At 70.5% G+C, this 8,176-nt stretch carries 6 protein-coding genes; 1 reads left to right on the top strand and 5 read right to left on the bottom strand.

Annotated features, from left to right (window positions below; translation table 11 throughout):
- Positions 1-153: 153 nt before the first annotated feature.
- From pgl to tkt, 5 genes are read right to left on the bottom strand one after another with little or no spacing between them, the layout of a single operon-like run.
- Complete coding sequence (gene pgl / locus AC07AZ_RS19170; RefSeq protein WP_478849178.1) at positions 154-936, bottom strand: 6-phosphogluconolactonase; 783 nt, start codon at positions 934-936, stop codon at positions 154-156.
- Positions 933-2,009: a glucose-6-phosphate dehydrogenase assembly protein OpcA gene (opcA, locus tag AC07AZ_RS19165; RefSeq protein WP_478849176.1), complete on the bottom strand. Its 1,077-nt coding sequence runs from the start codon at positions 2,007-2,009 to the stop codon at positions 933-935. Before opcA ends, pgl begins: the two co-directional genes overlap by 4 nt.
- Positions 2,006-3,529: a glucose-6-phosphate dehydrogenase gene (gene zwf / locus AC07AZ_RS19160; RefSeq protein WP_478849174.1), complete on the bottom strand. Its 1,524-nt coding sequence runs from the start codon at positions 3,527-3,529 to the stop codon at positions 2,006-2,008. The genes opcA and zwf overlap by 4 nt, the downstream gene beginning before the upstream one ends.
- 4 nt (positions 3,530-3,533) lie before the next feature.
- Positions 3,534-4,652 carry a transaldolase gene (gene tal, locus AC07AZ_RS19155; RefSeq protein WP_478849172.1) on the bottom strand — a complete coding sequence of 373 codons (1,119 nt, stop codon included), beginning with the start codon at positions 4,650-4,652 and terminating at the stop codon, positions 3,534-3,536.
- 35 nt (positions 4,653-4,687) lie between these two features.
- Positions 4,688-6,775, bottom strand: a complete 2,088-nt coding sequence (tkt, locus tag AC07AZ_RS19150) for a transketolase (protein WP_478849170.1) — start codon at positions 6,773-6,775, stop codon at positions 4,688-4,690.
- Positions 6,776-7,169: 394 nt separating this feature from the next.
- Here tkt and AC07AZ_RS19145 point away from each other — a divergent pair, with 394 nt between their 5' ends.
- On the top strand, positions 7,170-8,087 hold the full coding sequence (locus tag AC07AZ_RS19145; RefSeq protein ID WP_478849168.1) for a heme o synthase: 918 nt from the start codon (positions 7,170-7,172) through the stop codon (positions 8,085-8,087).
- The last annotated feature ends 89 nt before the right edge of the window (positions 8,088-8,176 follow it).

The raw sequence follows: 8,176 nt of genomic DNA, 5'->3' as shown, positions 1-8,176 counted from the left end.
CTTGGGAGGGCGACCCCACCCCCCCACCCCCCCCCCCCCCTCCCCCCCCTGCCGCGGCTCCCCCCCTCCCCCCCCCCCCCCACCCCCCCCCCCCCCCCCCCCCCCCACCCCCCCCCCCCCGGCACATGTCGTCCGCGGACGCGGCCGGTGACGTTACGCCGAAGCCGGCGGGTACAGCGATCTCGGGAGCTGGGCGGCGGCCGCCGAGTCCAGCAGCCACAGGGTGCGCTGTCTGCCGCGGGCACCCGCCGCCGGGGCCTGCACCTCACCGGCGCCCGACAGGGCGATCGCCGCGGCGTTCGCCTTGTCCTCGCCGGCCGCCAGCAGCCAGACCTCGCGGGCAGCGCGGATCGCGGGGAGCGTGAAGGTCACGCGGGTCGGCGGCGGCTTGGGCGCGCCGTGGACGCCGACCACCGTGCGCTCGGTCTCCCGCACCGCGGGCAGTTCGGGGAACAGCGAGGCGACATGGGTGTCCGGGCCGACTCCCAGCATCAGGACGTCGAACGTCGGCACCGAGCCGTGGTTCTCGGGGCCGGCCGCGCGGGCCAGCTCCTCCGCGTGGGCCGCCGCCGCCGCGTCCACGTCGGCGCCGTACGGGCCGTCCGACGCGGGCATGGCGTGCACGCGCTTCGGGTCCAGGGGCACGGAGTCCAGCAGGGCCTCGCGGGCCTGCGTGATGTTGCGCTCCGGGTCGCCCTCCGGCAGGAACCGCTCGTCGCCCCACCACAGGTCCAGACGCCCCCAGTCGATGGCGTCCCGGGCGGGCGCGGCAGCCAGCGCGGCGAGCAGTCCGTTGCCGTTGCGGCCGCCCGTCAGCACCACGGAGGCGGAGCCGCGCGAGGCCTGCGCGTCCACGATCTTCGTGATCAGGCGGGCCGCGGCGGCCTGTGCCATCAGCTCCTTGTCGCGGTGCACGACGAGCTGCGGGGTGTTCACTTCGCCGTCGCCTTCTTCACCGGGGCCTGCGCCGCCGCTTCCCCGGCGGGAGCTTTCGCAGCAGCCTCGACGGGAGTGGGGATCGCGCCCCCTTCTCCTTTGGCGACCGCCGCCCTCCCGCCGGGCACGGCCCGGCCCCGGTCGTCGGAGGTGTGCAGCCGGTCCACCCCGAACCGCAGCGCGGAGGCGTAGGTGTCGTCCGGGTCGAGCCGCCGCAGCTCCTCCGCGATCAGCTCGGCCGTGTCGCGGCGCTTGAGGGCCACCGCGCGGTGGGGCTGGCCCTCGATCGACAGGGTGGCCAGCGAACCGTCCGCCCGGTCCAGCACGATCGGTCCGCTGCTGGTGTCCATGCGGACCGCCGTGAGACCCGGACCGCCGGACAGCGACCGCTTGACCGGCACGTCCAGCCGGTCGGCGAGCCACATGGCGAGCAGCTCACAGCTCGGGTTGAACTCCTCGCCCTCCACCTCGACGGCCTTCACCTCGCAGGTGACCTGGTCCAGGGCGGCGGCCAGCATCGAGCGCCACGGTGTGATGCGGGTCCACGACAGGTCCGTGTCACCGGGGGTGTAGGTGTCGGCGCGGGTGCTGAGGTCGCGTACCGGCTGCTCGGAGGCGTAGGTGTCGGTGACCCGGCGCTGGGCCAGCGCGCCCAGCGGGTCCTGTGCCGGGTCGAGCGGCGCGTTGACCGGCCACCAGACCACCACCGGGGCGTCCGGCAGCAGCAGGGGCAGGACCACCGACTGCGCGTGGTCCGCCACCTCGCCGTACAGCCGCAGCACCACCGTCTCGCCGGTGCCCGCCTCCGCGCCCACCCGCACCTCGGCGTCCAGGCGGGACTTCGTGCGGTCGCGGGGGGAGCGGGAGACGCGCCTGATGACCACGATCGTGCGCGAGGGATGCTCGTGCGAGGCGTCGTTGCCGGCCTTCAGGGCGTCGTAGGCGTTCTCCTCGTCGGTGACGATGACCAGGGTGAGCACCATGCCGACGGCGGGCGTGCCGATGGCGCGGCGACCCTGCACGAGCGCCTTGTTGATCTTGCTGGCCGTGGTGTCCGTGAGGTCTGTCTTCATGGCCGGCGCCAGCTCCGTCCGTCTCGCTCTAGCATCTCGTCCGCCTCGACGGGGCCCCACGTGCCCGACGCGTACTGCGCGGGCTTGCCGTTCTTGTCCCAGTACTGCTCGATCGGGTCGAGGATCTTCCAGGACAGCTCGACCTCCTCGGTGCGCGGGAAGAGGTTCGAGTCGCCGAGCAGGACGTCGAGGATGAGGCGTTCGTACGCCTCCGGGCTGGACTCGGTGAACGACTCGCCGTAGGCGAAGTCCATGGACACGTCCCGGATCTCCATCGAGGTGCCCGGCACCTTGGAGCCGAAGCGGACCGTGACGCCCTCGTCGGGCTGGACGCGGATGACGATCGCGTTCTTGCCGAGTTCCTCCGTCGCCGTGTGGTCGAAGGGGGAGTGCGGGGCGCGCTGGAAGACCACCGCGATCTCGGTGACCCGGCGGCCCAGGCGCTTGCCGGTGCGCAGGTAGAAGGGGACGCCCGCCCAGCGGCGGTTGTCGACCTCGACCTTGATCGCCGCGTAGGTGTCGGTCTTCGACTTGGGGTCGATGCCGTCCTCTTCGAGGTAGCCGACGGCCTTCTCGCCCCCCTGCCAGCCCGCCGCGTACTGCCCGCGCACGGTGGCGGTGCCCAGGTCGGCGGGGAGCCGGACGGCGCCGAGCACCTTGGTCTTCTCGGCGGCCAGCGCGTCCGCGTCGAAGGAGGCGGGCTCCTCCATCGCGGTGAGCGCCATCAGCTGGAGCAGGTGGTTCTGGATGACGTCACGGGCGGCGCCGATGCCGTCGTAGTAGCCGGCCCGGCCGCCGATGCCGATGTCCTCGGCCATCGTGATCTGCACGTGGTCCACGAAGGACCGGTTCCAGATCGGCTCGAACATCGTGTTGGCGAAGCGCAGCGCCAGGATGTTCTGGACGGTCTCCTTGCCGAGGTAGTGGTCGATGCGGAAGACCTGGTCGGAGCCGAAGACCTCGTGCACGACCTTGTTCAGCTCCTCGGCCGACTTCAGGTCGTGGCCGAAGGGTTTCTCGATCACCGCGCGGCGCCAGGAACCGTTCTCCTGGTCGGCCAGCCCGTGCTTCTTCAGCTGCTGGATGACTACCGGGAAGGAGCGCGGCGGCACGGACAGGTAGAAGGCGAAGTTGCCGCCCGTGCCCTGTGCCTTGTCCAGCTCCCCGATGGTGGCGCGCAGCCGCTCGAAGGCGTCGTCGTCGTCGAAGGTGCCCTGGACGAAGCGCATCCCCTGGATGAGCTGCTGCCAGACCTCCTCACGGAACGGCGTACGGGCGTGCTCCTTGACGGCGTCGTGGACCTCCTGTGCGAAGTCCTCGTGCTGCCACTCCCGCCGGGCGAATCCGACCAGCGAGAAACCCGGTGGCAACAGGCCCCGGTTCGCGAGGTCGTAGACGGCGGGCATGAGCTTCTTCCGGGACAAATCGCCCGTGACGCCGAAAATGACCAGACCCGACGGCCCCGCGATGCGCGGGAGCCGTCGGTCTGCGGGGTCACGCAGCGGGTTGCTGCTTGACAAATCTTCAGCCCTCCGAAGGGGCGAGGCGCTGGAGCTCCGCCTCGGTCGACTTGAGCAGGTCGTTCCAGGACGCCTCGAACTTCTCGACGCCTTCTTCCTCCAGCAGCCGCACCACTTCGTCGTAGCCGATGCCGAGCTTCTCGACGGCGTCGATGTCGGCGCGCGCCTGCTCGTAGGTGCCCGCGACGGCGTTGCCGCGGATCTCGCCGTGGTCCTCGGTCGCGAAGAGCGTGGCCTCCGGCATGGTGTTGACCGTGTTCGGCGCGACGAGTTCGTCGACGTACAGGGTGTCCTTGTACGCCGGGTCCTTCACGCCGGTCGAGGCCCACAGCGGGCGCTGCTTGTTGGCGCGCGCCGTGTCGAGGGCGAGCCAGCGCTCGGAGGCGAAGACCTCCTCGTACGCCTGGTACGCCAGCCGGGCGTTGGCCACGCCCGCCTTGCCGCGCGCGGCCTTGGCCTCCGGCGTGCCGAGGGCGTCGAGCCGCTTGTCGATCTCGGTGTCCACGCGGGACACGAAGAAGGACGCCACGGAGTGGATCTTGGAGAGGTCCAGGCCGCGCTCCTTGGCCTTCTCCAGACCGGCGAGGTAGGCGTCCATGACCATGCGGTAGCGCTCGAGCGAGAAGATCAGCGTGACGTTGACGCTGATGCCGAGGCCGATGACCTCGGTGATCGCCGGGATGCCCGCCTCGGTGGCCGGGATCTTGATGAGCGTGTTGGGACGGTCCACCAGCCAGGCCAGCTGCTTGGCCTCGGCGACGGTCGCCTTGGTGTTGTGCGCCAGGCGCGGGTCGACCTCGATCGAGACCCGGCCGTCCTGGCCGTTGGTCGAGTCGAACACCGGGCGCAGGATGTCGGCGGCGTCACGGACGTCCGCCGTCGTGATCATGCGGATGGCCTCTTCGACGGTGACCTTGCGGAAGGCGAGGTCGGAGACCTGCTGGTCGTAGCCGTCGCCCTGCGAGATGGCCTTCTGGAAGATCGACGGGTTGGTGGTGACGCCCACGACGTGCTGCTGGTCGATCAGCTCGGCGAGGTTGCCGGACGTGATGCGCTTGCGGGACAGGTCGTCCAGCCAGATCGCGACGCCCTCCTCGGAGAGGCGCTTGAGTGCGTCTGTCATGGAAAATGCATCTCCTACTTTGTCGTGTGTGAGCGTCAGCGCTGAGCGGCGGCGATGGATTCCCGGGCCTTGGCGGCCACGTTCTCGGCGGTGAAGCCGAACTCGCGGAAGAGCACCTTGCCGTCGGCCGAAGCACCGAAGTGCTCCAGGGAAACGATGCGACCGGCGTCGCCCACGTACTTGTGCCAGGTGAGACCGATGCCGGCCTCCACCGCGACGCGCGCCTTCACCGCCGGCGGCAGGACGCTGTCCCGGTACCCCTGGTCCTGCTCCTCGAACCACTCCACGGACGGCATCGACACGACCCGCGTCGGCACCCCGTCGGCCTGGAGCTGCTCACGCGCCTCCACGGCCACGTGCACCTCGGAACCGGTGGCGATCAGGATGACCTCGGGCTGGCCGCCCTCCGCCTCGAACAGGACGTAACCGCCCTTGACGGTGTCCTCGTTGGACTCGTACGTCGGTACGCCCTGACGGGTCAGCACCAGGCCGTGCGGGGCGCCCTTGCCGAAGACCTTGGTGTAGCGCCGCAGGATCTCGCGCCAGGCGATCGCGGTCTCGTTGGCGTCCGCCGGACGCACCACGTTCAGACCCGGGATCGCGCGCAGCGAGGCGAGGTGCTCGACCGGCTGGTGGGTGGGGCCGTCCTCGCCGAGGCCGATGGAGTCGTGCGTCCACACGTACGTCACCGGCAGGTGCATCAGCGCGGACAGGCGCACGGCGTTGCGCATGTAGTCGGAGAACACCAGGAAGGTGCCGCCGTAGACGCGGGTGTTGCCGTGCAGGGTGATGCCGTTCATCTCCGCGGCCATGGAGTGCTCGCGGATGCCGAAGTGGATGGTGCGGCCGTACGGGTCGGCCTCCGGCAGCGGGTTGTCCCCCGGAAGGAACGAGCTGTTCTTGTCGATCGTGGTGTTGTTCGAGCCCGCCAGGTCGGCCGAGCCGCCCCACAGCTCCGGGATGACCGCGCCCAGTGCCTGGAGGACCTTGCCGGACGCGGCGCGGGTGGCGACGCCCTTGCCCGTCTCGAAGACCGGGAGCTTCTCCTCCCAGCCGGCCGGCAGCTCGCCCGCGGCGATGCGGTCGAACTCGGCGGCGCGCTCGGTGTTGTTGCCCCGCCACTCCTGGAAGGACTTCTCCCACTCGGCCTTGGCCTGGCGGCCCCGCTCACCCAGCGCGCGGGTGTGCGTGAGGACCTCGTCGGCGACCTCGAAGGACTTCTCCGGGTCGAAGCCGAGGACGCGCTTGGTGGCGGCGACCTCGTCGTCGCCGAGGGCCGAACCGTGCGCGGCCTCGGTGTTCTGCGCGTTCGGCGCCGGCCAGGCGATGATCGAGCGCATCGCGATGAACGACGGCCGGTCCGTCACCTTCTTCGCGGCCTCGATCGCGTCGTAGATCGCGTGCGGGTCGAGGTCGCCGTCCGGCTTCGGCGCGACGCGCTGCACGTGCCAGCCGTACGCCTCGTAGCGCTTGGCGGTCTCCTCGGAGACGGCCGTCTCCGTGTCGCCCTCGATCGAGATGTGGTTGTCGTCCCACAGCAGCACCAGGTTGCCGAGCTTCTGGTGGCCCGCCAGCGAGGACGCCTCCGAGGAGATGCCCTCCTGGAGGCAGCCGTCACCGGCGACGCAGTAGACGAAGTGGTCGAAGGGCGACTCGCCCGGCGCGGCGTCCGGGTCGAACAGACCGCGCTCGTAGCGGGCGGCCATCGCCATGCCCACCGCGTTGGCGACACCCTGGCCCAGCGGCCCGGTCGTGGTCTCCACGCCGGTGGTGTGCCCGTACTCGGGGTGACCCGGCGTCTTCGAGCCCCAGGTCCGGAATGCCTTCAGGTCGTCCAGCTCCAGGCCGAAACCGGCCAGGTACAGCTGGGTGTAGAGGGTCAGGGAGGAGTGGCCCGCGGACAGCACGAAGCGGTCGCGTCCGACCCACTCGGGGTCCGCGGGGTCGTGCCGCATCACCTTCTGGAACAGGGTGTAGGCGGCGGGCGCGAGGCTCATCGCCGTACCGGGATGGCCGTTGCCGACCTTCTGTACGGCATCGGCGGCCAGGACTCGGGCGGTGTCGACAGCCCGCTGGTCCAGCTCGTTCCACTCGAGGTCTGTGGTGGTCGGCTTGGTGCTCACCCTGGGTCAGGGCTCCTTTCCACATGTCACGCATGTCGGATGGGTGCCGGTGCACTGGGCGCCCCGGCCGTTGTCGAGCCTACCCCTGTAAGTACGTGCGTTTTTTCGAGTCATTCCAGACTGCCGGGACTCCCCGGGATCCGCCTCCGGACTGGGGTGTCCCGTGTTCGGCAAGTGAATACGGAACCGCTCGTCCGAGTGCTCAATCGAGTCCCGCGCGGCTCTTTCGGCACCCCCGCCCAACACGACCCCACCCCCGCGAATGGCGGGGTCTGGGCAACGTCTACAGTGGCGTGGTACGCGCGAGCCCTTACCGGGAGTTCACAACCCGGGGCTCGCTGAAATGTCTCTGTCAGGGGTGTGCGTGACGGCCGTTGAATCCCGTCCAGCGGGGATGATCGGGACGAGCCAGAGCCCGAACCACCGGCCGTTCGGGGCCCGTGTCAAGGCGTTCGTGGCGCTGACCAAGCCGCGGATCATCGAGCTGCTGCTGATCACCACCGTTCCGGTGATGTTCCTCGCCCAGCAGGGCGTGCCGGACCTGACGCTGGTGCTGCTGACCTGCCTCGGCGGCTACCTCTCCGCGGGCGGTGCCAACGCCCTGAACATGTACATCGACCGCGACATCGACGCGCTGATGGACCGCACCTCGCAGCGCCCGCTGGTCACCGGCATGGTCAGTCCGCGCGAGTGCCTCACCTTCGGCATCACCCTGGCGGTCGTCTCCACCCTGCTGTTCGGCCTCGCGGTCAACTGGCTGTCGGCCTGGCTGTCGCTCGGCGCGCTGCTCTTCTACGTCGTGGTCTACACGATGATCCTCAAGCGCCGCACCTCGCAGAACATCGTCTGGGGCGGCATCGCCGGCTGCCTCCCGGTGCTCATCGGCTGGTCGGCCGTCACCGACTCCATGTCGTGGGCGCCCGTCGTCCTCTTCCTCGTCATGTTCTTCTGGACGCCGCCGCACTACTGGCCGCTGTCCATGAAGGTGCGCGAGGACTACGCGCGCGTGGGCGTGCCGATGCTGCCCGTGGTCGCCTCCAACAAGGTCGTGGCCCGGCAGATCGTCCTCTACAGCTGGGTGATGGTCGGCGTGTCGCTGCTGCTGACCCCCCTCGGCTACACCGGCTGGTTCTACACGACGGTCGCGCTGCTGGCCGGCGGGTTCTGGCTGTGGGAGGCGCACGGACTGCAGAACCGCGCCAAGGCCGAGGTGACCGGCGGCAAGCTGAAGGAGATGCGGCTGTTCCACTGGTCCATCACCTACGTCTCCCTCCTGTTCGTCGCGGTCGCGGTGGACCCCTTCCTGCGCTAGCGGAGCTCCGACGGGCGGGGGGGGGGGGGGGGGGGGACGAAACCCCACCCCCCCCGCCCGCCCTCCCCCCTCTGCGGCCCCCTCCCCCC

Source organism: Streptomyces sp. NPDC043878, from assembly GCF_056435735.1.
This window is presented reverse-complemented; position numbering and strand designations above follow the sequence as displayed.